Origin of the sequence: Streptomyces sp. NPDC091282 (assembly GCF_044757385.1) — a bacterium.
Lineage (GTDB): Bacteria > Actinomycetota > Actinomycetes > Streptomycetales > Streptomycetaceae > Streptomyces > Streptomyces gramineus.
Map to the genome: position 1 here is coordinate 284,745 of NZ_JBIVUX010000008.1, position 22,731 is coordinate 307,475.

At 75.6% G+C, this 22,731-nt stretch carries 2 protein-coding genes and 1 pseudogene; all 3 read right to left on the bottom strand.

Going from position 1 to position 22,731, the window contains the following annotated elements:
• Nucleotides 1–9: 9 nt before the first annotated feature.
• Nucleotides 10–1,503, bottom strand: a complete 1,494-nt coding sequence (locus ACIQOE_RS33120; protein WP_365556799.1) for an FAD-dependent monooxygenase — start codon at nucleotides 1,501–1,503, stop codon at nucleotides 10–12.
• The gene (locus ACIQOE_RS33125; RefSeq protein WP_401415393.1) at nucleotides 1,500–6,899 is read right to left on the bottom strand and encodes a type I polyketide synthase; all 5,400 of its coding nucleotides are present in this window, start codon (nucleotides 6,897–6,899) and stop codon (nucleotides 1,500–1,502) included. The genes ACIQOE_RS33120 and ACIQOE_RS33125 overlap by 4 nt, the downstream gene beginning before the upstream one ends.
• Nucleotides 6,900–6,901: 2 nt before the next feature.
• A pseudogene (locus ACIQOE_RS33130) lies at nucleotides 6,902–22,720 on the bottom strand (type I polyketide synthase); the annotation flags it as partial.
• Nucleotides 22,721–22,731: the final 11 nt, after the last annotated feature.

A 22,731-nucleotide genomic window follows, 5' to 3' on the forward strand; every position in this document is an offset into this window, starting at 1 on the left:
CCCGGACCGTCACCGGGTGGGGGCCGGGGACGGCGGGGCGGGGACCAGCGCGGCGAGCTTCGCGGCGACGCCGGGGAACCGGTCGGCGGGGCCGGCGGCGGCCACGTAGCCGTCCGGGCGCAGCAGCACGAATTTCTCGGTGGGGCCGTCCAGCGGGAAGTGGGCGGCCAGGTCGGGCAGCCGGTCGGCCAGCTCGGCCGCCTGCGCCGCCAGCGGGGTGTCCTTGCCGCCGTAGGTGATCAGCTGGAAGCGGCCGGCGAGTTCGTCGGCCGGCTTGGGGATCCAGCGGGGGTCCCGGGTGCCCGGGCGCGGCCGGGCGCGGTCCGTGCCGCCGAACAGCACGTCGGGGTAGTGGCTGCGCCAGCCGGCCAGCATCGGCGCGTAGCCGCGGGTCAGCACGCCGGTGGCGTCCAGCAGCCGCCAGGTCAAGTTGCGGAGCTGACGGGCCAGCGGACCGACCACGGCCTGCCGGGCCATCCGGCCGGTGGCCTGGAGGGTCTGTTCGATCGCGGCGCGGCGCTCGGGGTCGTAGGTGTCGAGGACCGACTCGTCGAGCCGGCCGTGCACCACGCCGGCCAGCTTCCAGGCCAGGTTGCGGGTGTCGGGGATGCCGAGGTTGAGGCCCTGGCCGCCGATCGGGCTGTGCACGTGGGCGGCGTCGCCGACCAGGAAGCAGCGGCCGGAGCGCAGGGCGCCGGCCACCCGCTCGTCGCTGGCGAACAGGGTCACCGTGCGTACCTCGGTGAACCGGAGCCCGCCGGGGCCGCGTTCGTCCAGCAGGGCCTGGGCCTGCTCGGCGGTGGCCTCGGTGCCCTCCGGGACCGCGCCGGAGATCCGGAACTCGCCGCCGGGCAGCGGGGCGATCAGTGCGACGCCGGAGTCGGCGAGGAAGTAGTGGATCTCCTCGGTGCTGATCCCGCCGGTGCCGCTCTCGCCGGTGATGCGTCCTTCGGCGAGCAGGAAGGTGGCCGGGAACCGGGCTCCGGAGAAGTCGATGCCCAGCTGCTCCCGGACCTGGCTGTGCAGGCCGTCCGCGCCCACCACCCAGTCGGCCTCGATCTCCGCGGTGGAGCCGTCCGCGCGGCTCCCGGTGACGGTCACCGTGCGGGCGTCCGGCACGACCTTGGTGACGCGGGTGCCCCACTCGACGTCGACGCCCCGCTCGGCCAGGGTCTCCGCGAGCAGCCGTCCGGTGCGTTCCTGGGGCAGCACCAGCGGGGCGTTGGCCTCGCTGAGCGGTACCCGTACGCTTCCGCCGGAGCCCAGGTGGTAGTGGAGCGCGGCGGGCTGGACGCTGTCGCGGGCGGCCCGCTCGGCGAGCCCCAGTTCGCCGAGCACCTCGCGTACCGGCGGCCACAGCAGGATGGCGCGGGAGCCGGTGTGCGGGCGGTCCGCGGCGTCGACCACGGTGACCGCCACGCCGAGCCGGCTGAGCTGTGCGGCCATGGCCAGGCCGCACGGGCCCGCGCCGACGACCAGAACGGTGGTACGTCGATGTGTCATTGCTTCTCCAGCCACTCGTGCACCGCCTGGGCAGTACGGTCGGCGTGCTCTTCCAGAACGGTGAAGTGGTCGCCGGCCAGCTCCACCACGTCGTGCGGGTGCGCCCAGGAGGCGGGCGGGCGGTCGAACCCGGCGAGCGGTTCGGTCGCACGGGCCAGCAGGACCGGCGTCGCGGAACCGGCCGGTTCCCAGTCGGTGAGCAGCCGCAGGTACCCGCCCATGGCGGTGAGCCGGGCGTCGGTGACCGCGCCGTTCTCGGCCAGCCTGGTGAACATCTGCTCGAACAGGGCGGTGCCGTCGGTGACCAGTTCGGGGCCGAAGACGAAGGTGTCGAGGAGGACCAGCCCGGCGGCCGGCCGGCCGCGTGCGGCCAGTTCGGCGGCGACGCCGTCGGCGAGCAGGCCGCCCGAGGAGTAGCCCACGAGTACCACCGGCCGCTCCCCCGCCGCGGTCTCCACCTGGCGGGTGACGGCCTCGATCGCGGCGGGCCGGTCGGCGGGCAGCGGTTCGCCGTCGAGGTAGCCGGGCAGGGCGAGTGCCGAGACCGCGCGCCGCTCGCGCAGTCCGGCGGCGAACCGGGCGTACTGGTGGGGTCCCGAGGTGGCCAGCACGGTGGGCAGGCAGACCAGCAGCGGACCCTCGTCGTGGACGGCCAGCGACACCGCCCCGGGCAGCGGGCCGGCCTCGTCGGCGGAGCCGAAGGAGGGACGCAACTTGGCCGCTGCGCCGAGCAGTTCGACGAACTCCGCGGTCTTCCCGGCTTCGGCCGCGGTGCGGCTCAGGGCGGTGAACGTCCCGGTCCCCGGGTCGGCGGCCGGGTCCGGGCCGAGTTCGGTCCGCAGGTACCGGGCGAGGGCTTCGGGGGTGTCGTGTTCGAAGAGGGTGGCCGCGGTCAGCCGTATCCCGGTCGCCGCCGACAGGCGGTTGCGCAGCTCCAGGGTGGTCAGCGAGTCGAAGCCGTGTTCGAGGAAGCGGCGGGCCGGGTCGATGGCGGAAGGGTCGGCGAAGCCGAGGACGGCGGCGGCCTGTCCGGCGATCGCGGCGAGCAGCGCGCCGTACCGCTCGGCGGCGGGCAGGGCGGCCAGCCGGCCGGCGTCCGCGGTGTCCGGGCCCGCGGGCTCCCGGCGGCCGCGGTCGGGGCTGAACTCGGCGATGAGCGGGCGCGGTCCGGTGACGGTGTACGCGGCGCGGAACCGCGGCCAGTCCACGTCGGCGAGGAGCAGCCGGGTGTCCCCCGCGGTGAGCGCGGCGCCGAGCGCGGCCAGGGCCCGCCGTTCGTCGAGGACCGCGATGCCGCGCCCGGCCAGCCGTTCCCTGCGGGTGGCGGCGACTCCGGTGATGTCGGCCGGGTCGTCCCAGGGCGCCCAGGCCACCGACAGGGCGGGCAGCCCGGCGGCGGCGCGGTGTTCGGCCAGTGCGTCGAGTGCGGCGGCGGCCGCCGCGTAGCCGGCCTGGCCGACGCCGCCGAAGGTGCCCGACACGGAGGAGAACAGGACGAACGCGGTGAGCGGGGTGTCGCGGGTGAGGTCGTGCAGGTGCCGGGCGGCGGTGACTCCGGCGTTGGGTGCGGCGGTGGCGTCGAGGTCGGTCAGCGGCGCCTCGGTCAATGGGAGTTGGGTGTGCAGCACGGCGGTGACCGGCTGTCGGGCGAGCAGTTCGGCGACCTGCTCACGGTCCGTCAGGTCGCATACGGCGGTGTGCACTTCGGTGCCCAGGTCGCGCAGTTCGGTGACGAGGCCGTCGGCCACGGCGGTGTCCGGGCCTGCGGTCAGCAGCAGCGCGGGGGCGCCCTCGGCGGCCAGCCAGCGGGCGGTGGCGGCGCCGACGGCGGTGTCGGCGCCGACGGCGGTGTCGGCGCCGGTGACCAGGGTGGTGCCGGTGGGCCGCCAGCCGGCGCCGGCCGGGAGGGGCAGGGGGCTGCGTACCAGGCGGCGGGCGAACAACCCGGCCGGACGGACGGCGAGTTGCTCCTCTCCGGTCCGTCCGGACAGCGCGGCGCACCAGCGGGTCAGGGCGCGTTCGTCGGCCTCGGCGGGCAGGTCGACGATGCCGCCGGTGAGGGCGGGGTGCTCCAGGGCGACGGTGGGGGCGAGCGCCCACAGCGCGGCGCGGTCCGGGTCACCGTCCGGTGCGGTGTCCAGGGCGACCGCGGCGGTGGTGGTGAACCACAGCGGGGCCGCCACGCCCGCTTCGGCGAGGGCGCGGACCAGGGTCACGGCGGCCGGCCAGTCCAGCAGGGCCAGCACACCGGCGGGCCTGGTGTCGGCCAGGGCGGCGCGCAGGGCCTTTGGTGCCTGCGGACCGGCGGTGACCTCGACCCGGACGACCCTGGCGCCGAACCGCGTGAGCACGTCGGGTCCGGGCCCGGTGAAGCCGGGCGGTACGGCGACCAGCCAGTCCCCGGAGAGCCGGGAGCTCGCGGGCTCGGGCACCGGCCGCCAGTCCAGGGTGTGGCGCCAGGAGTCCACGACGGACTGCTCGCGCCGCTGCCGCCGCCACGCCGAGAGCGCGGGCAGGACGGCGGCCAGTGGTCCGGTGTCCAGTTCCAGGACGTCGCCGAGTCCGGCCAGATCCTCGTTCTCGACCGCTTCCCAGAAGCCGGACTCCATCGGATCGGCGCTCGCCGTGGCGGCGCCGGGGTCGGGCTCGGGCCAGTAGCGCTGCCGTTGGAAGGGGTAGGTGGGCAGGTCGACCCAGGCGGTGGCGCGGCCCGCGGGGGCGGCGCCGAGGTCGACCGGGGCGCCGCGTGTGTACGCGTCGGCCACCGAGCGCAGGAAGCGGTCCAGGCCGCCCTGGCCGCGGCGCAGCGATCCGACCGCGGCCACGTCGGTGCCGGCGTCCTCGGCGATCTCCTGGACCGCGGTGACCAGGACCGGGTGCGGGCTGACCTCGACGAAGAACCGGAATCCGGCGGCCAGCAGGGTGCGCACCGCCGGGTCGAAGGCGACTGGGCGGCGGGCGTTGTCGAACCAGTACTCGGCGTCCAGGGTGCCGGTGCCGGTGAAGTCTCCGGTGACGGTGGAGCAGAACGGCACGTCGGTGGCGGTGGGCCGGACGTCGGCGAACATGTCCACGATGCGGTCGTGCAGCGGGTCGACCTGGTCGCAGTGCGAGGCGACCGTGGAGGCGACCAGCCGGGCGCGCAGCCCGTCGGCGGTGGCCTCGGCGACGAACCGGTCCAGGCCGGCCGGCTCGCCGACCACGGTGACCGCGTTCGGGCCGTTGACCCCGCCGATGTGCAGCGCGTCGCCCTGGGCGGCCAGCCGGGCGCGGACCTGTTCCTCGGGTGCGGCCACCGACACCACCGCGCCGTTGCCGCGCAGTTCGTCGGCGAACAGCTGGCTGCGCAGCACCACGATCTTCAGCGCGTCGCGCAGGGACAGCGCCCCGGCCGTGCAGGCGGCGGCGATCTCGCCCTGGCTGCTGCCGACGACGGCGGCCGGGACGAGGCCGTGGGAGCGCCACAGTTCGGCCAGGGACACCATCACCGCGAACAGCACCGGCTGAAGGATCTCGATGCGCTCCATGTCGGGCGCGCCGGGCGCGCCGCGCAGCACGTCGGTGAGGGACCAGGTGACGAACTCCCGTGCCGCGGCGTCGCACTCGGCGAAGCGCGCGGCGAACACGGGTGCGGAGTCGAGGAGTTCGGCGGCCATGCCGGCCCACTGGGAGCCCTGGCCCGGGAACACGAACACCACCCGGTCCTCCGGTGCGGCGGTGGCGCCGGCCAGGGCGTCGTGCGAGCGGCCCGCGGCCAGCGCGGCCAGTGCGTCGGCGGCGGTGTCCTGGTCGGCGGCGACGACCACGGCCCGGTGTTCCAGGGCGGCCCGGGAACGGGCCAGGGCGGCGGCGAGGTCGGGCAGCGGGGTGCCGCCGCGCACCAGCGGCAGCAGGCGTTCGGCCTGGGCGTGCAGGGCGTCACGGGTGCGGGCGGAGACCACCAGGGGTACCGGCGCGGGCGGGCCGCTCGCGGCGGCGGGCCCGGCCGTGTCCGGCTCGGCGGGCGCGAACTCGTCGGCCTGTTCGAGGAGTACGTGGGCGTTGGTGCCGCTGATGCCGAACGCGGACACACCGGCCCGGCGCGGCCGGCCGGTCTCGGGCCAGGGCTGTTCCTCGGTGAGCAGGGCCACGGTGCCGGAGGCGAAGTCCGCCTCGGCGGTGGGCTGGTCCACGTGCAGGGTGCGCGGCAGCCGGTCGCCGCGCAGCGCCATCACCGTCTTGATGATGCCGCCGACCCCGGCGGCAGCGCCCGCGTGGCCCAGGTTGGACTTGAGCGAGCCCAGCCACAGGGGCCGCCCGGCGGGGCGGTTGCGGCCGTAGGTGGCGAGCAGCGCGTTGGCCTCGATCGGGTCGCCCAGCGCGGTCCCGGTGCCGTGCGCCTCGACGGCGTCGACGTCGGCGGCGGCCAGGCCCGCGTCGGCGAGCGCGGCGCGGATGACGCGTTCCTGGGAGGGGCCGTTGGGCGCGGTGAGGCCGTTGGAGGCGCCGTCCTGGTTGACCGCCGAGCCGCGTACCACGGCCAGCACCCGGTGTCCGTTGCGGCGGGCGTCGGAGAGCCGCTCCAGGACCAGGATCCCGGCGCCCTCGGCCCAGGCGGTGCCGTCGGCCGCCGCGGCGAACGCCTTGGCGCGGCCGTCCGGGGCCAGGCCGCGCTGCCGGGACAGTTCCACGAACCCGGCCGGGGTGGACAGCACCGAGGCGCCGCCGGCCAGCGCCAGCGAGCACTCGCCGCGGGCCAGCGACTGGCGGGCCAGGTGCAGGGCGACCAGGGACGCGGAGCAGGCGGTGTCCACGGACAGCGCGGGCCCCTCCAGGCCGAGGGTGTACGACAGCCGTCCGGAGAGCACGCTGATCGCGTTGCCGGTCAGCAGGTAGCCCTCCAGGTCCTCGGCGGCCTGCGCGGCGAGCATCCCGTAGTCCTGGGCGCCGCTGCCGACGAAGACGCCGGTCCGGCTGCCGCGCAGCGACAGCGGGTCGATGCCGGCCCGTTCCAGCGCCTCCCAGGAGGTCTCCAGGAGCAGCCGCTGCTGCGGGTCCATGGCGAGCGCCTCGCGCGGCGAGATGCCGAAGAACGGGGCGTCGAAGTCGGCCACGTCGTAGAGGAACCCGCCCTCCTTGACGTAGGTGGTGCCGGGCCGGTCCGGGTCGGGGTCGAAGAGGCGGTCCAGGGGCCAGCCGCGGTCGGTGGGGAAGGCCGCCATCACGTCCCGGCCCGCCGCGACCACCTCCCACAGGTCCTCGGGCGAGGCGATGCCGCCGGGGAAGCGGCAGGCCATGCCGACGACGGCCACCGGCTCGGTGTCGCGCTGCTCGTAGTCCCGCAGCCGCTGCCGGGTCTCGTGCAGGTCGACGGTGACCTTGCGCAGGTAGTCGCGGAGACGCTCGACATCACTCATGATCAGCTCAACTCCGAGTCGATGAACCGGAAGATCTCTTCGTCGCTGGCGGCCCCCAGCTGCTCGGTGACCGACTCGCGGTCGCCGTCGGCGCGCGGTGCCAGCCGGCCGACCAGTCCCTGCAGCCGGGCCAGTGCCCGGCGCCGGTCGTCCTCGCCGGACACGTCGGCCAGGACACCGGCCAGCCGGTCGAGTTCCTCGTCCAGCGAGCCGACGGCGGCCGTGGCCGGCACCACCAGCTGCCTGCGCAGGTGGTCGGCGAGCCCGGCGGGGGTCGGGTGGTCGAACACCGCGGCGGCGGACAGCCGTACGCCGGTGGCGGCCCCGAGCCGGTTGCGCAGGTTGACCGCGGCCAGCGAGTCGAAGCCCAGCTCGGTGAACGGCCGTCCGGTGGGCAGCGCCGCCGGGTCGCCGTGTCCGAGGACGACGGCGACCTCCCGGCGTACCAGTTCGACGAGTTCGCGCTGCTGGTCGGCCTCGGGCAGGCTGCCGAGCCGGTCGGCGAGCCCGGACTCCCCGGTCTCCGGTGCGCCGGTGGCGGCGGTCAGCGCCTCCCGTACCTCGGGCAGGTCGCCGAGGAGCGGGCTGGGCCGGGCGGCGGTGAACGCGGGGGCGAAACCGGCCCAGTCGACGTCGGCGACGGTCACCGTGGTGTCGGCGTGCCGTACCGCGTCGGCGAGCGCGGCGAGCGCCTCGTGCGGCGGCAGCGCCAGCACGCCCCGGCGGCGCAGCTCCTCGCGCCGCCTGGCCTCGGTGTCGGCGTCCGCGGCGCCGAATCCGGCGCCTTCCCAGGGGCCCCAGGCGATGGCGGTGGCGGGCAGTCCGCGGGCCCGCCGGTGCTGGGCGAGTGCGTCGAGGTAGGCGTTGGCCGCGGCGAACGCGCCCTGTTCGCTGCCGCCCCAGGTGGCGGCGACGGAGGAGAAGAGCACGAAGGCGTCCAGGTCACCGGTGAGCCGGTGCAGGTTGGCCGCGCCGCGCACCTTCGCGTCGAGGGTGGCGCCGGCCTCCGCGAGTCCGGTGCCGGCCAGCGGGCCGGAGCGCAGGGTGCCCGCGGTGTGCACGACGGCGGTCAGCGGTGTGCCGGCCGGGACGGCGGCGAGCAGGGCGGCCAGCGCGGTCGCGTCGGCCGGGTCGCAGGTGCTGACGGTGACGGGCACGCCGAGGTCGTCCGGCGCGGTGGCGGCGGGGTCGTCGGTGGTGAGGACCAGTGCCTGGGCGCCGGCCGCGGCCAGCCAGCGGGCCACCGGCAGTCCCATCGGGCCGAGGCCGTCGGTGACCAGCACGGTCCCGGTGGGCTGCCACGGCCGGGCCGGGGTGCGGCCGTTCAGCGGGGCGTGCGCGAGGCGCGGCACCAGCAGCCCGGTGTCGCGGACGGCGGCCTGGTCCTCGGTGCCGGTCAGCAGGGCGGCCAGCCGGTCGAGGCCGCGGACCGGGTCCTCGGGCAGGTCGACGATGCCGCCGAACAGTTTGGGCTGTTCCAGGGCGAGGGTGCGGCCCAGGCCCCAGAGCATGGCCTGCTCGGGGCGGGGCAGCCGGTCGGCCGGGGTGGCGGCGACCGCGCCGGAGGTGACCAGCCACAGCGTGGTGCCGGTGTCGGCCAGGGCGCCGACCAGGTCGAGGGTGGCGGCCAGTCCCGCGGGTACGGCGGGATGGTCCGGGTGGGCGCCCGCGGCCAGTCCGAGCAGCGAGACCACTCCGGTCGCGGTGCCGGCCTCGGCCACGGCGGTGTCCCGGTCGACCGCGCGGGCGTCGGCGCCGGCGCGGACCAGCGCGGCGGCGCACCGCTCGGCGAGGGCGGGGTCGTCCGCGCCGACGACCAGCCAGGTTCCGCCGAGCACCGCGTCGGGTGCGTCGACGGGCCGCCAGCCCACGGTGTAACGGCGGCTGTCGGTGGCGGCGGTCGCCTCCTGGGCGGTGCGCCAGGCGGCCAGGCCCGGCAGGACCTCAGCGAGCGGTTCGGCGGGGACGCCGAGCAGGTCGGCGAGGGCCTTGGGGTCGGCCGGGTCGACGGCCGCCCAGAACGCGCCGTCCGCCGTGCCGGTGCCGGTGGGTTCCGGGGCGGCCAGCCAGTACCGCTGCCGCTGGAACGGGTAGGTGGGCAGGTCCGGTGCGGCGGCCTGGATGCCGTCGAAGGCGGCGGACAGCCGTACCGGGAGGCCGGAGACCTGTGCCTCGGCGACGGAGAGCAGGAACCGGTCGAGGCCGCCCTCGTCGCGGCGCAGCGAGCCCACGACGGTCGCCTCGTCCAGCGTCTGGTCGATGCCGGGCGTGAGCACCGGGTGCGGGCTGACCTCGACGAACCCGCGGTGCCCCTGGTCGGCCAGGGCACGGACAGCCGCTTCGAAGTGCACGGTCCGCCGCAGGTTGCGGTACCAGTACGCCGCGTCCAGCGTGGCGGGGTCGGCCCAGTCCGCGGTGACGGTGGAGAACATCGGCACCTGCGCCGCCCGGGGCCGCACCTCGGCGAGGACGTCGACCAGTCGTTCCTCGATGCGTTCCACGTGCGGGGAGTGGGAGGCGTAGTCGACGGCGATACGGCGGGCGCGGACGCCGCGTTCCTCGCAGTCGGCCAGCAGCCGGTCCAGGGCCGCCGGGTCGCCGGAGACCACCGTGGAGGCGGAGCCGTTGACCGCGGCGACCGTCACGCCCGGCGGCAGCAGGGCGGTCACCGCGTCGGCGGGCAGCGTCACGGACGCCATGCCGCCGTGTCCTGCGAGTTCCGCGGCGATCAGTCCGCTGCGCGCGCAGACCACCAGTGCGGCGTCGCGCAGGGTCAGGATCCCGGCCACGCAGGCGGCCGCGATCTCCCCCTGCGAATGCCCCACCACCGCGTCCGGCTCCACACCGAACGACCGCCACAACGCCGCCAACGACACCATCACCGCGAACGACACCGGCTGCACCACATCCACCCGGTCCAACCCCGGCTGACCCGCCTCCCCCCGCAACACACCCAACAGCGACCACTCCACGAACTCGTCCAGCGCGGCCGCGCATTCGGCCATCCGCTCCGCGAACACCGGCGACGCATCCAGCAGTTCCACCGCCATCCCCGCCCACTGCGCACCCTGACCCGGGAACACGAACACCGTGCGGCCGGGCTCTCCGGCCGTCGCGGTGGCCACGTGGGGCGCGCTCTCCCCGGCGGCCAGCGCGGTCAGCCCGGTCAGCAGCTCCTCCCGGCCGGCCGCGACCACCACGGCCCGGTGGGTCAGCGCGGTGCGTCCGGCCGTCAGGGCCGCGGCCAACTCGGCCACCGGGGCGTCCGGTTCGTCCGCCAGCCAGGTGCGCAGCCGCCCGGCCTGGGCGCGCAGCGCGGCCTCGGAGTCGCCGGACAGCGGTACCGGCACGGTCCGCCGGGACCCGGGCCGCGGGACGGGGACGTCCGGGGCCTGTTCGATGATCACGTGGGCGTTGGTGCCGCTGATCCCGAACGAGGACACCGCGGCCCGCCGCGGCCCGTCCTTGTCCGGCCAGGGCCGTGCCTCGGTGAGCAGCCGTACCTCGCCCTCCGACCAGTCGACGTGCGAGGTGGGTTCGCCGACGTGCAGGGTGCGCGGCAGCACCCCGTGACGCAGCGCCTGGACGACCTTGATCACACCGGCGACACCGGCGGCGGCCTGGGTGTGCCCGATGTTGGACTTCACCGACCCGAGCCACAACGGCTGTTCACGATCGGCGCCGTAGGTCTCCAGCAGCGCCTGGGCCTCGATCGGGTCGCCCAGGGCGGTGCCGGTGCCGTGCGCCTCCAGCAGGTCGACGTCCGACGGGGAGAGCCGGGCCGCGGCCAGCGCGGTGCGGATGACCCGTTCCTGCGAGGGGCCGTTGGGGGCGGTGAGCCCGTTGGAGGCGCCGTCCTGGTTGACCGCCGAGCCGCGCAGCACGCCGAGGACGCGATGGCCGTTGCGGCGGGCGTCGGACAGCCGCTCCACCACCAGCAGGCCGACGCCCTCGGACCAGACGGTGCCGTCCGCGTCGGCGGAGAACGCCTTGACCCGGCCGTCGGCGGCCAGGCCGCGCTGCCGGGAGAACTCGATGAAGGTGCCGGGGGTGGACATCACGGTCGCACCGCCGGCCAGCGCCAGCGAGCACTCCCCCGCGCGCAGCGCCTGCGCCGCCAGGTGCAGGGTGACCAGCGAGGAGGAGCAGGCGGTGTCGACGGTGACCGCGGGTCCCTGCAGACCGAAGGTGTAGGCGACCCGGCCGGAGGCGACGCTGCCCGCGGTGCCCGCGCCGAGGTAGCCCTCGACGTCCTGCGGGGTGCTGGGGAGCCGGGTGGCGTAGTCGTGGTACATGACGCCGACGAACACGCCGGTGTCGGTGTCCCGCAGGGACATCGGGTCGATGCCGGTGCGTTCCAGCGCCTCCCAGGAGGTCTCCAGGAGCAGCCGCTGCTGCGGGTCCATGGCGAGCGCCTCGCGCGGCGAGATGCCGAACAGGCCCGCGTCGAACTCGGCGGCGTCGTGCAGGAATCCGCCCCGGGTGAGGTAGGTGCGCCCGGCGCGGTCGGGGTCGGAGTCGTAGAGCCGGTCGGTGTCCCAGCCGCGGTCGGTGGGGAACGGCGTGATGCCGTCGCCGTCCGCGGTCACCAGCCGCCACAGGTCTTCCGGGGAGCGCACTCCGCCCGGGTAGCGGCAGGCCATGCCGACGATGGCGATCGGTTCGTCGGCGGGGCCGGTACGGCGGGGTGCGGTGGGCGCCGGTGCGGCGGCCGCGGTGAGCCTGCGCAGCAGGTGGGCGGCGGTGGCCGCGATGCTCGGGTGGTCGAAGGCGAGCGTGGCGGGCAGGGTGAGGCCGGTGGCCGCGGCCAGCCGGTTGCGCAGTTCCACCGAGGTCAGCGAGTCGAAGCCGAGGTCGGTGAAGGCACGCCGGTCGCCCAGTCCGGCGGCGTCGCCGTGGCCGAGGGTGGCGGCGACCGCGGTGCGGACGGTGTCGTGCACCAGCCGGTGGCGGGCGGCTTCGTCGAGCCCGGCGAACGCGGCCTGGAGGGCGCCGGTGCCGTTGGCGCGGCGGACCGGGACCCGGACCAGGGCGCGCAGCACCGGGGCGGGCGGTACGGTGCGGGCCTGCTCGCGCAGGGCGGCGAGGTCGAGCCGGACGGGTACGGCCAGCGCGCTCCGGCCGGGTACGGCGGCGTCGAACAGCCGCATTCCCTCGGCGGGTTCGAGCGGCACCACGCCGAGCCGTTCGATGCGCTGCCGGGCGGTGCCGTCCGCCGTGTCGCCCATGCCGCCGGCCCACAGGCCCCAGGCCAGCGACACCGCGGGCAGTCCGGCCGCGTGGCGGCGGGCGGCGAGGCCGTCGAGGACCGCGTTGGCGGCGGCGTAGTTGCTCTGTCCGGGGCTGCCCAGGATGCCCGCGGCCGAGGAGAACAGCACGAAGGCGGTGAGGTCCTGATCGCGGGTCAGTTCGTCGAGGTGGAGGGCGGCGATCGCCTTGGGCCGCAGCACCCGGTCGATCCGCTCGGGGGTCTGGGCGGCGAGCATGCCGTCGTCCAGGACACCGGCGGCGTGCACCACGGCGGTCAGCGGGTGGGTTCCGGGGATGCCGGCCAGCAGCGCGGCCAGTGCGTCCCGGTCGGCGACGTCGCAGGCCACCACCTCGGCGGTGGCGCCGAGTTCGGCGAGGTCGGCGACCAGTTCGGCGGCGCCCGGTGCGTCCGGGCCGCGGCGGCCGGTGAGGAGCAGGTGCCGGACGCCGTGTTCGGCCGCGAGGTGCCGGGCCAGCACCGAGCCGAGCGCGCCGGTGCCGCCGGTGATCAGGACCGTGCCCTCCGGGTGCCATCCGGTGGGCTCGGCCACCTCGGCACGGACCAGCCGCGGAACGCTCACCACGCCTTCCTGGACCGCGAGTTGGGGTTCTCCGGTGGCGAGTGCGGCGGTGTCGGCGAGGCTGCCGTCGCTGTCCAGCAGCACGATCCGGTCCGGGTTCTCCGACTGGGCGGAGCGGGCCAGGCCCCAGACGGCGGCGGCGCCCAGGTCGGTGCCGTCGACGGCGCCGGTGGTGCGCAGGGCGAGCGTGGTGCCGGCGAACCGCTCCTCGGCCAGGAACGTGCGCAGCAGGGCGAGCGCGCGGTGGGCGGCGGTGGCGAGGGAGGCCGGGTCGTTCCCGCTGGTGGGCAGGGCGGCCAGCAGCCACGGTCCGGGGTCGGTCACGGCGTCGAGGTCGAGATCCGTGCCGAGACGGACGGGAGCGGGCTCCTCCGCGCCGGCCGTGGCCGGGGACACGGGTGTCCACTCCACCGTGTGCAGTGCCTCGGTCCCCGGGCCCGTGCCGTCCGTGCCCGCGGGCACCGGGCGCAGGGTGAGGCCGTCCGCCGTGAGCACCGGGGCGCCGTAGCCGTCGTAGGCCGCGAGGGAGAAGCCGCCGTCGGCCGGGGTGAGCCGCACCCGCAGCGTGGTGGCGCCGGGCTGCCGGACGGTCACTCCGGTCCAGGAGAACGGCAGGGCGGCCTCGGTCGCCGCCGGGTCGGTGGCCAGCGCGTGCAGCGCGGCGTCCAGCAGCGCCGGGTGGACCCCGAAGCCGGCGGGCCCGGCCGGTTCGGGCAGGGCGACCTCGGCGTACACGTCCTCGCCGTCCCGCAGGACCCGGCGCAGTCCGCGGAACACCGGTCCATAGGACAGTCCGCGGTCGGCCAACAGCTCGTACAGGCCGTCGGGTTCGCTCCAACCGGCGTCGGCGGAGGGCCATGCGCCGGACGGCGGCGGGCTGTCGTCCGACGGCTCGACCATGCCGGTGGCGTGCCGGGTCCACGGACCGTCGGCGGTGCCCGCGTCGGCACGGGAGTACAGGTGCACCGTCCGGCGGCCCTCCTCGTCGGGCGCGCCGAGGACCAGTTGGAGTGCGGCGCTGCCCCGCTCGGGCAGCACCAGCGGCGCCTCCAGGGCGAGTTCGGCGATCCGGCCGCATCCGGTCTCGTCACCGGCGCGGGCGACGAGGTCGACGTACGCGGTGCCGGGCAGCACGATCCGGCCGGCCACCACGTGGTCGGCGAGCCAGGGCTGGGCGGTGGCGGAGAGCCGTCCGGTGAACAGCGTCCCGGCGCCGTCGGCGAGCGTGACAGCTGCGCCGAGCAACGGGTGCCCGATCGTGCCGAGTCCGGCCGCGCCCGCGTCGGCGGCGGTCTCGCCGGTCATCCAGAACCGGCGGTGCTGGAACGCGTAGGTGGGCAGCGCGACGGGCGCCGGCACGCGGTCCTCGGTGACCGCCGTCCAGTCCGCGGAGACGCCGTGCACGTGCAGCCGGGTGAGGGTGTCCAACAGGGCGGGGATCTCGTCCCGGCCGTCGCGCAGGGTGGGCAGGACGACCGTGGCGCCGGTGTCGGCGTCGGGTCCGGTCGCGGTCAGGCAGTCGCGGGTCATCGCGGTCAGCGCGGCGGCCGGGCCGACCTCGACGAACGCGGTGGCCCCGGCCTCGGCCAGGGCGCGCACCGCGGGCAGGAAGCGCACGCTGTCCCGGACGTTGGCGACCCAGTGCTCCGGGTCGGTGATCTCCCGCTCGGACAGGACCGCCCCGGTGACCGTGGACACGACCGGCAGCCGTGGCGCGTTGAACGGGATGCCGGTGACGATCTCCCGGAACTCGGCCAGGATGCCGTCCACGTGCGGCGAGTGCGGAGCCATGGTGACCCGCAACTTCCGGGTACGGCGGCCGCGTTCGCGCCAGTGCGCGCCGATCTCGTCGACCGCGTCGGCGTCGCCGGACACCACCACCGCGCGCGGGCCGTTGACGGCGGCCAGCCGCACCCGTCCGGTGTACTCGGCGAGCAGTGGCGCGAGTTCGGCCTCGGTCGCCTCGACGGCGGCCATCGCGCCGCCCGCCGTGGCCGCGGCCATCAGCCTGCCGCGGGCGGTGACCAGCGTGGCCGCGTCGGGCAGGGCGAGCGCCCCGGCGACGTGCGCGGCGACGATCTCGCCGACGGAGTGGCCGGCCACCAGGTCCGGGCGCAGTCCCCAGCTCTCGGTGAGCCGGACCAGGGCGACCTCGACGGCGAACAGTGCCGCCTGCGTGAAGTCGGTGCGGTCCAGGAGGGCGGCCTCGGGGCTGCCCTCGGCCGCGAACAGCACCTCGCGCAGCGGCCGGGGCAGGTGCCGGTCGAGTTCGGCGCAGACCGCGTCGAACGCCTCGGCGTAGGCGGGGAATTCCGCGGCCAGGGCGCGGCCGGAAGCCAGTCGCTGGGAGCCCTGCCCGGGGAAGAGGAAGGCCAGTTTCCCGGCGTCGGCGGCGAACCCGGTGACCACGTCGGCGTCGGGCGTCCCGGCGGCGAGGGCGGCCAGTGCGGGGTGCGGGCCGGCCAGCACGGCGGCGCGGTGGGCGTGGGCCGCGCGGGTGGTCAGCAACGCGTGGGCGAGCGCGGCCGGTTCGGTGTCCGGGTGGTCGCCGAGGTGGGTGAGCAGGCGGGCCGCCTGGGCGCGCACGGCGGCCTCGGTGCGGGCGGAGAGCACGACCGGCAGCGGCAGCGGGGTCCGGGCCGGCGGCCGGGCCGGTGCCTCGGCGGGGGCCTGTTCGACGACGATGTGCGCGTTGGTGCCGCTGACGCCGAACGAGGACACGGCGGCGCGGCGGGGCCGGCCGGTCCTGGGCCAGGGCCTGGCCTCGGTCAGCAGGGACACCTCACCCGCCTCCCAGTCCACGTGCGGGCTGGGGTCGCCGACGTGCAGGGTGCGGGGCAGGACGCCCGCGCGCAGGGCGAGGACGGTCTTGATGATCCCGGCGACTCCGGAAGCGGCCTGGGTGTGCCCGATGTTGGACTTCACCGACCCGAGCCACAGCGGCTCGCCGTCCCGGCCCTGGCCGTAGGTGGCGAGCAGGGCCTGCGCCTCGATGGGGTCGCCCAGGGTGGTCCCGGTGCCGTGTGCCTCGACCGCGTCGACGTCCGCGGTGGACAGTCCGGCGGAGGCCAGTGCGGCGCGGATCACGCGCTGCTGGGACGGGCCGTTGGGGGCGGTGAGGCCGTTGGACGCGCCGTCGGAGTTGACCGCGGAGCCGCGCACCACGGCCAGCACCGGGTGCCCGGCCGCGCGGGCGTCGGAGAGCCGCTCCACGAGCAGCATCCCGGCGCCCTCCGACCACGAGGTGCCGTCCGCGTCGGCGGAGAACGACTTGCAGCGGCCGTCGGCGGCCAGGCCGCGCTGCCGGGAGAACTCCACGAACAGTCCGGGGGTCGCCATCACGGTGGCACCGCCGGCCAGTGCCAGGTCGCATTCCCCGCGCCGCAGTGCCTGCGCGGCCAGGTGCAGCGCCACCAGCGAGGACGAGCAGGCGGTGTCCACGGTCAGCGCCGGGCCCTCCAGGCCGAACGCGTAGGCGAGCCGTCCGGAGGCGACGCTGGCCGCGGAGCCGGTGAGCCGGTAGCCCTCCACGCCCTCGGCGGCGTGGTGCAGCATCGGCCCGTAGTCCTGGCGCATGACGCCGACGAAGACGCCGGTCCGGCTGCCGCGCACGGCGTTGGGGTCGATCCCGGCGTGTTCGAACGTCTCCCAGGAGGTCTCCAGGAGCAGCCGCTGCTGCGGGTCGGTGGCCAGTGCCTCGCGCGGGTTGATGCCGAAGAAGTCGGCGTCGAAGTCGGCGGCGGCGCGCAGGAATCCGCCGTGCCGGGTGTAGGAGGTGCCGGGCCGGTCGGGGTCGGCGTCGAACAGCGAGTCCAGGTCCCAGCCGCGGTCGGCCGGGAACTCGGTGATGCCGTCGCCGCCGTCGAGCAGGAACCGCCACAGCTGGTCCGGGGAGCGGATCTCCGACGGGAACCGGCAGGCCATGCCGACGATCGCGATGGGCTCGTCGGCGTCGGCGGCGACAGCCGGAGGCTGCGCGGCCGCGTCCTTGGGCGAGTCCTGCCGGAGGTGGGCGGCGACCGCGGCCGGGGTGGGGTAGTCGAACACCAGGGTGGCGGGCAGGGCGGTGCCGGTGACGGCGGTGAGCCGGTTGCGCAGCTCCACCGCGGACAGCGAGTCCACGCCGAGCGCCCGGAACTCCGCCTGCGGGTCGACGGAGTCGGCGTCGGCGTGGCCGAGCACGGCGGCCGTCTCAGCCCGTACCAGGGCCAGCAGTTCCTCGGCGCCGAGCCTGCCGGCTCCGGTGGCGGGACCGGTTCCCGCGGCCGTGGCGGTACGGCGTCGTGGGCCGCGTACCAGGCCGCGCAGCAGGGGTGGCAGCAGGGCCGGGTCGGCGGTGCGCACCCGGATCTTGGCGGGCAGCAGCACGGGCTCGTCGACGGCGAGGGCCGTGTCGAACAGGGCCAGTCCTTCTTCGGCGGACAGTGCCTGCACTCCGGCCCGGGACATCCGGGCCAGGTCCGCGGGCGAGAGTTCGCCGGTGATGCCGCTGGGCGGGGCCCACAGCCCCCAGGCGAGCGACTGCGCGGGCAGTCCGGCGGCGCGCCGGACTCCCGCGAGCGCGTCGAGGCAGGCGTTGGCGGCGGCGTAGTTCGCCTGGCCCGGTCCGCCGAGGGTGCCGGTGGCCGACGAGAACAGCACGAACGCGGCCAGGTCCAGGCCGCGGGTCAGCTCGTCCAGGTGCAGCGCGGCGGCCACCTTGGGCCGCAGTACCCGGTCGACGTGCTCCGGGGTGAGCGCGGTGAACAGAGCGTCGTCGGAGACGCCGGCCGCGTGCACGACGGCGGTCAGCGGACGGTCGGAGGGGATGCCGGCCAGCACCTCCGCCAGCGCGTCCCGGCGGGTCGCGTCGCAGGCCACCGTGCGCACCTCGGCGCCGAGTCCGGCGAGTTCGGCCGCCAGCTCGGGCGCGCTGCCCCGGCGGCCGGTCAGCAGCAGGTGCCGTACGCCGTGCTCGCGCACCAGGTGCCGGGCGACCAGGCCGCCCAGCGTGCCGGTGCCGCCGGTGATCAGGACGGTGCCGTGCGGATCGAGCCGGCGGGGCAGGGTGAGCACCAGTTTGCCGGTGTGCCGGGCCTGGCTGAGGTACCGGAACGCGTCGACGGCCCGGGAGACCGGCCACGCGGACGGCGGCGGCACGGTCAGCGCGCCCGCCGCGAACAGTTCGAGGACCGCGACCAGCAGCCGCTGCATCTCCCGCGGTTCGAGCCGCATCAGGTCGTAGGGCAGGTAGTCGATGTCCGGGAAGTCGGCCGCGTCGCGCAGGTCGGTCTTGCCCATCTCCAGGAACCGCCCGCCGGGGCGCAGCAGTGCGGCCGAGGCGTCGACGAACTCACCGGACAGCGAGTTCAGTACGACGTCCACCGGACCGAACTTCGCGGCGAACCCGGTGTCCCGGGAGGACGCGATGTGCGCGTCGTCCAGGCCGAGTTCGCGCAGCACCTGCCACTTGCCCTCGCTCGCGGTGCCGTAGACCTCGGCGCCGAGGTGCCGTGCCAGTTGCACGGCGGCCATGCCGACGCCGCCGGCCGCGGAGTGGATCAGCACCTTCTCCCCCGGCCGCAGTCCGGCGAGTTCGACCAGGCCGAGCCGTGCGGTGAGGTGGGCGATCGGCATGGCGGCCGCCTGCTCGAACGTCCAGCCGTCCGGGACCGGGGCCACGGCCGCCCGCTCGGCCACCGCGACCGGGGCGAACGCGTCGCCGAAGAGGCCGGCGACACGGGTGCCCGGGGCCAGGTCGGTAACGTCGTCGGCCACCTCGGTGACCACGCCGGCGCCCTCGCCGCCGAGGGCCACCTCGCCGGGATACATCCCCAGGGCGATCAGCACGTCCCGGAAGTTCAGTCCGGCGGCCCGCACCTCGATGCGCACCTGGCCCGGCCGCAGGGCCGCGGCGGCGGCCGGAGCGGGCACCAGCGCGAGGTTGTCCAGGGTGCCAGGACGGGTGACGGCCAGCCGCCAGTGCGGTCCCGCAGGCGGCACCAGCTCGGGCCTGACCAGCCGAGGTGCCCGTAACAAGCCTTCTCGCACGGCCAGTTGGGGCTGTTCGGCGGCCGGTACGGCGGCCAGGGCGCGGCGGGAGGCCGCGGTGCCGTCGAGGTCGGCGAGCACGATCCGTCCGGGCTGTTCGGCCTGCGCGGCACGGAGCAGTCCCCACACCGCCGCGCCACCCGGATCGGCCGGGCCGTCGGCGGGTTCGACGGTGACCGCGCCGGTGGTCACGACGAGCAGCCGGGCGGGTTCCACAGTGCCGCCCAACCAGTCCTGCACCTGCCGCAGCACGGTCGTGGCGGCCGCTTCCGCGGGCTGCCCCGCCGGAACGGCCAGCACGGTGAGGTCGGCGACGCCGTCACCGAGGAGGCCGATCCCGCAGGCGCCCAGGTCGTCGGCCAGGGGCTCAGGGAGCGTACCCAGCACCGCCCAGGGTCCGACGTCCGGTCGTCGGGGGGTCGGCACGGTGTCCCAGTCCAGCCGGAACAGCGAGTCCCGCGGTATCCGCTCCGCCGCCTGTCCGGAGGCGGCACGCAGCGTCAGCGACTCCACGGAGGCCACCGGGGCTCCGGTGCCGTCGAACAGGTCGAGCGTGAAGGCTTCGGCGCCGGCCGGGGCGAGCCGCACCCGGACGGCGCCCGCACCTGCGGCGTGCAGCCGGACCCCGGCCCAGGAGAACGGCAGCCGCGCGCCGCCGGTACCGTCCGTGAGCGCGAGCGCGTGCAGGGCGGCGTCCAGCAGCGCCGGATGCAGCCCGAACTCCTTCGCCCGCTCGTGAAGCCCGTCGGGCAGCGCGACATCGGCGAAGACCTCGTCGCCGCGCCGCCAGGCCGCGCGCAGTCCCTGGAACGCAGGTCCGTAACCGAGGCCGCGAGCGGCGAGATCCACGTAGGCCGCGTCGACGGCCACCGGGGTGGCGTCCGCGGGCGGCCAGACCTCCTCGGCGTCGACGCCGGTCCCGGCCTCGTGCGGGGAGACGGCGAGCGTACCGGTGGCGTGCAGCGTCCACGGGTCGTCCTCGGACGCGTCCTCGGCGAGGGAGTAGATCTCCAGCTCGCGCCGACCGGAGTCCTGGGCTTCACGCACGGCCAGCTGCAGTCTGACCGCACCCGCCTCGGGCAGCACCAGCGGGGCCCGCAGGACGAGTTCGTCCACGCGGTCGCACCCGACACGGTCGGCGGCCTGCACCGCAAGCTCCACGAACGCCGAGCCCGGCAGCACGATCGCCTCGGACACCCGGTGATCGGCCAGCCAGGGCTGGGACCCCACCGAGAGCCGCCCGGTGAGCAGATAGGCATCGGACCCGGCCAACGCGGTGGCCGCACCGAGCAACGGATTCCCGGCCGGAAGCAGCCCCGAGGCGGCAAGGTTGCCGCCAGGAGCCGACTCCAGCCAGTAGCGGCGGCGCTGGAAGGCGTACGTCGGCAGATCGACCCGAGCGGCGACCGGCAGATACGCGGCCCAGTCGACAGCGCCACCGTGCACGTGAAGCCGGGCCAACCCGGTCGCGAGGGAACGGACTTCGGGCTGCTCGCGACGCAGCAACGCGACGAACGCCGCGGTGGCGTCCTGCGGCAGGCAGTCCGGGCCTACGGCACTGAGCGCCGCGTCCGGACCCACCTCCACGAACCGCGTCACACCTCCACCATGCAGACGAGCCACCGCGTCGGCGAACCGCACGGTCCCCCGCACATTCCGCACCCAGTAATCCGCATCCACGGGAGCCGCCTCGACATCCACCGTCGACACGAACGGAATCTGCGGAGCGGTAAAGGAGATCTCCGATATCGCCTCCCGGAACCGCTCCAACACCGGCTCCATCAACGGCGAATGGAAAGCATGGCTGACCCGCAGACGGGTGTTCCGCCAACCCCGCTCCCGCGCCACCTCCGCAACCGCATCCACCGCGGATTCCGCGCCGGAAACGACCACGGAACGCACCCCGTTCACGGCCGCGATACCCACGTCACCGGAGAGAACCTCGGCGACCTCCGCCTCCGTGGCATTCACCGCCACCATCGCCCCACCAGGCGGCAACTCCTGCATCAGACCAGCGCGGGCACACACCAACGTGACCGCACCATCCAGCGACAACACCCCAGCCACATGAGCAGCCGCCACCTCACCCACCGAATGCCCGACCACGAAGTCCGGCACCACACCCAACGATTCAAGCAACCGGAACAACGACACCTCGAAAGCGAACAGACCACACTGCGCGAACAACGTCTCATCCAGACGCTCACCGCCATCGAGAATCACCTCCCGAACCGGCCGCCCCAACACCGACTCCAGACGCCCGCAAACCTCGTCAAAAGACTCCGCGAACACCGGATACCGGCCGGCCAGCTCCCGACCCATCCCCGACCACTGCGACCCCTGACCCGAGAACAAGAACCCCGTCAGCCCACCCCGATCGGCCAGCACACCGTCTGGCATCTGGGCGAGGCCGGACAGCAGTTCCTCGCGATCGGTCGCCACCACGGAGCCGCGATACTCCAGCGCGGACCTGGACAGCGCTGCCGCACGGGCCACCTCCGCGACCCCGACCGCCGGGTCGGCCAGCACGAACTCACGCAACCGAGCCGACTGGTCCCGGAACCCCTCGGCCGTACGGCCGGACACCACCACCGGCACCGGCAGTACCGGCTCCGGCACCTCCGCCGACTCGACCACCGGCGCCTGCTCGATGATCACGTGCGCATTGGTCCCGCTCACACCGAACGCCGACACCGCCGCCCGACGCACCTCGGTCTCGGGCCACGGCTGCGATGAGGCGAGGAGTTCCAGCGGGCCGCCGGTCCAGTCGACGTGCGGGGTCGGGGTGTCGACGTGCAGAGTGCGCGGCAGCACCCCGTGCCGCATCGCCTCCACCATCTTGATCACACCGGCCACACCAGCGGCGGCCTGCGTGTGCCCGATGTTCGACTTCACCGACCCCAGCCACAGAGGCCGGTCACGATCGGCGCCGTACACACCGTGCAGAGCCTGCGCCTCGACCGGATCACCCAGCGACGTGCCGGTGCCGTGCGCCTCCACCGCGTCGATGTCCTCTGGAGACAGGGCCGCGTTGGTCAGCGCCTCCACGATGACCCGGCGCTGTGCCTGGCCGTTGGGAGCGGTGAGCCCGTTGGACGCACCGTCCTGGTTGACCGCGGAGCCACGGATGACGGCGAGTACGGGGTGTCCGTTGCGTTCGGCGTCGGACAGCCGCTCCAGGAGCAGCATGCCGACGCCCTCGGACCAGCCGGTGCCGTCGGCGTCGGCCGAGAACGCCTTGCAACGGCCGTCACCCGCCAGGCCGCCGAGCCGGTCGAACTCCACGTAGGTGCCCGGCGTCGACATGATGGTCACGCCGCCGGCCAGGGCCAGGGTCGTCTCGCCGGACCGCAGCGACTGGACCGCGAGGTGCAAGGTGACCAGGGAGGAGGAGCAGGCGGTGTCCACGGTGACGGCGGGGCCTTCGAATCCGAAGGTGTAGGCGACCCGGCCGGTGGCGATGCTGGCCGCGTTGCCGTTGCCGATGAACCCTTGCAGTTCCTCGGGCACGTCGTCCATCAGGGTCGCGTAGTCGTGGTACATCACGCCCGCGAAGACGCCGGTGCGGCTGCCGCGTGCGGTGAGCGGGTCGATCCCGGCGCGTTCGAAGGCCTCCCAGGAGGTTTCGAGGAGGAGTCGCTGCTGCGGGTCCATCGCCAGCGCCTCGCGCGGCGAGATCCCGAAGAACCCCGGATCGAAGTCGCCGGCGTCGGCGACGAACCCGCCGAGCCCGACCGGCAGTCCGGCCAGGTCCCAGCCGCGGTCGGCGGGGAACCCGGAGATGCCGTCCCGGCCGGCGGCGAGCATCTCCCACAGTTGCTCGGGGGTGCCGACGCCACCGGGATAGCGGCAGGCCATGCCGACGATCGCGATGGGCTCGCGCCGGGCCTGCTCGATCTCGGCGAGCCTGCGCTGCGCGCTCTGCGCCTCGGTCAGCGCACGCCGGAGATAGTCCCGGAGCTTGTCCTCGT

What these genes read in the sequence shown, in the direction of transcription:
- ACIQOE_RS33120 (WP_365556799.1), bottom strand. Translation starts at nt 1,503, where the DNA reads ATGACACATCGACGTACCACCGTTCTGGTCGTCGGCGCGGGCCCGTGC.
- ACIQOE_RS33125 (WP_401415393.1), bottom strand. Translation starts at nt 6,899, where the DNA reads ATGAGTGATGTCGAGCGTCTCCGCGACTACCTGCGCAAGGTCACCGTC.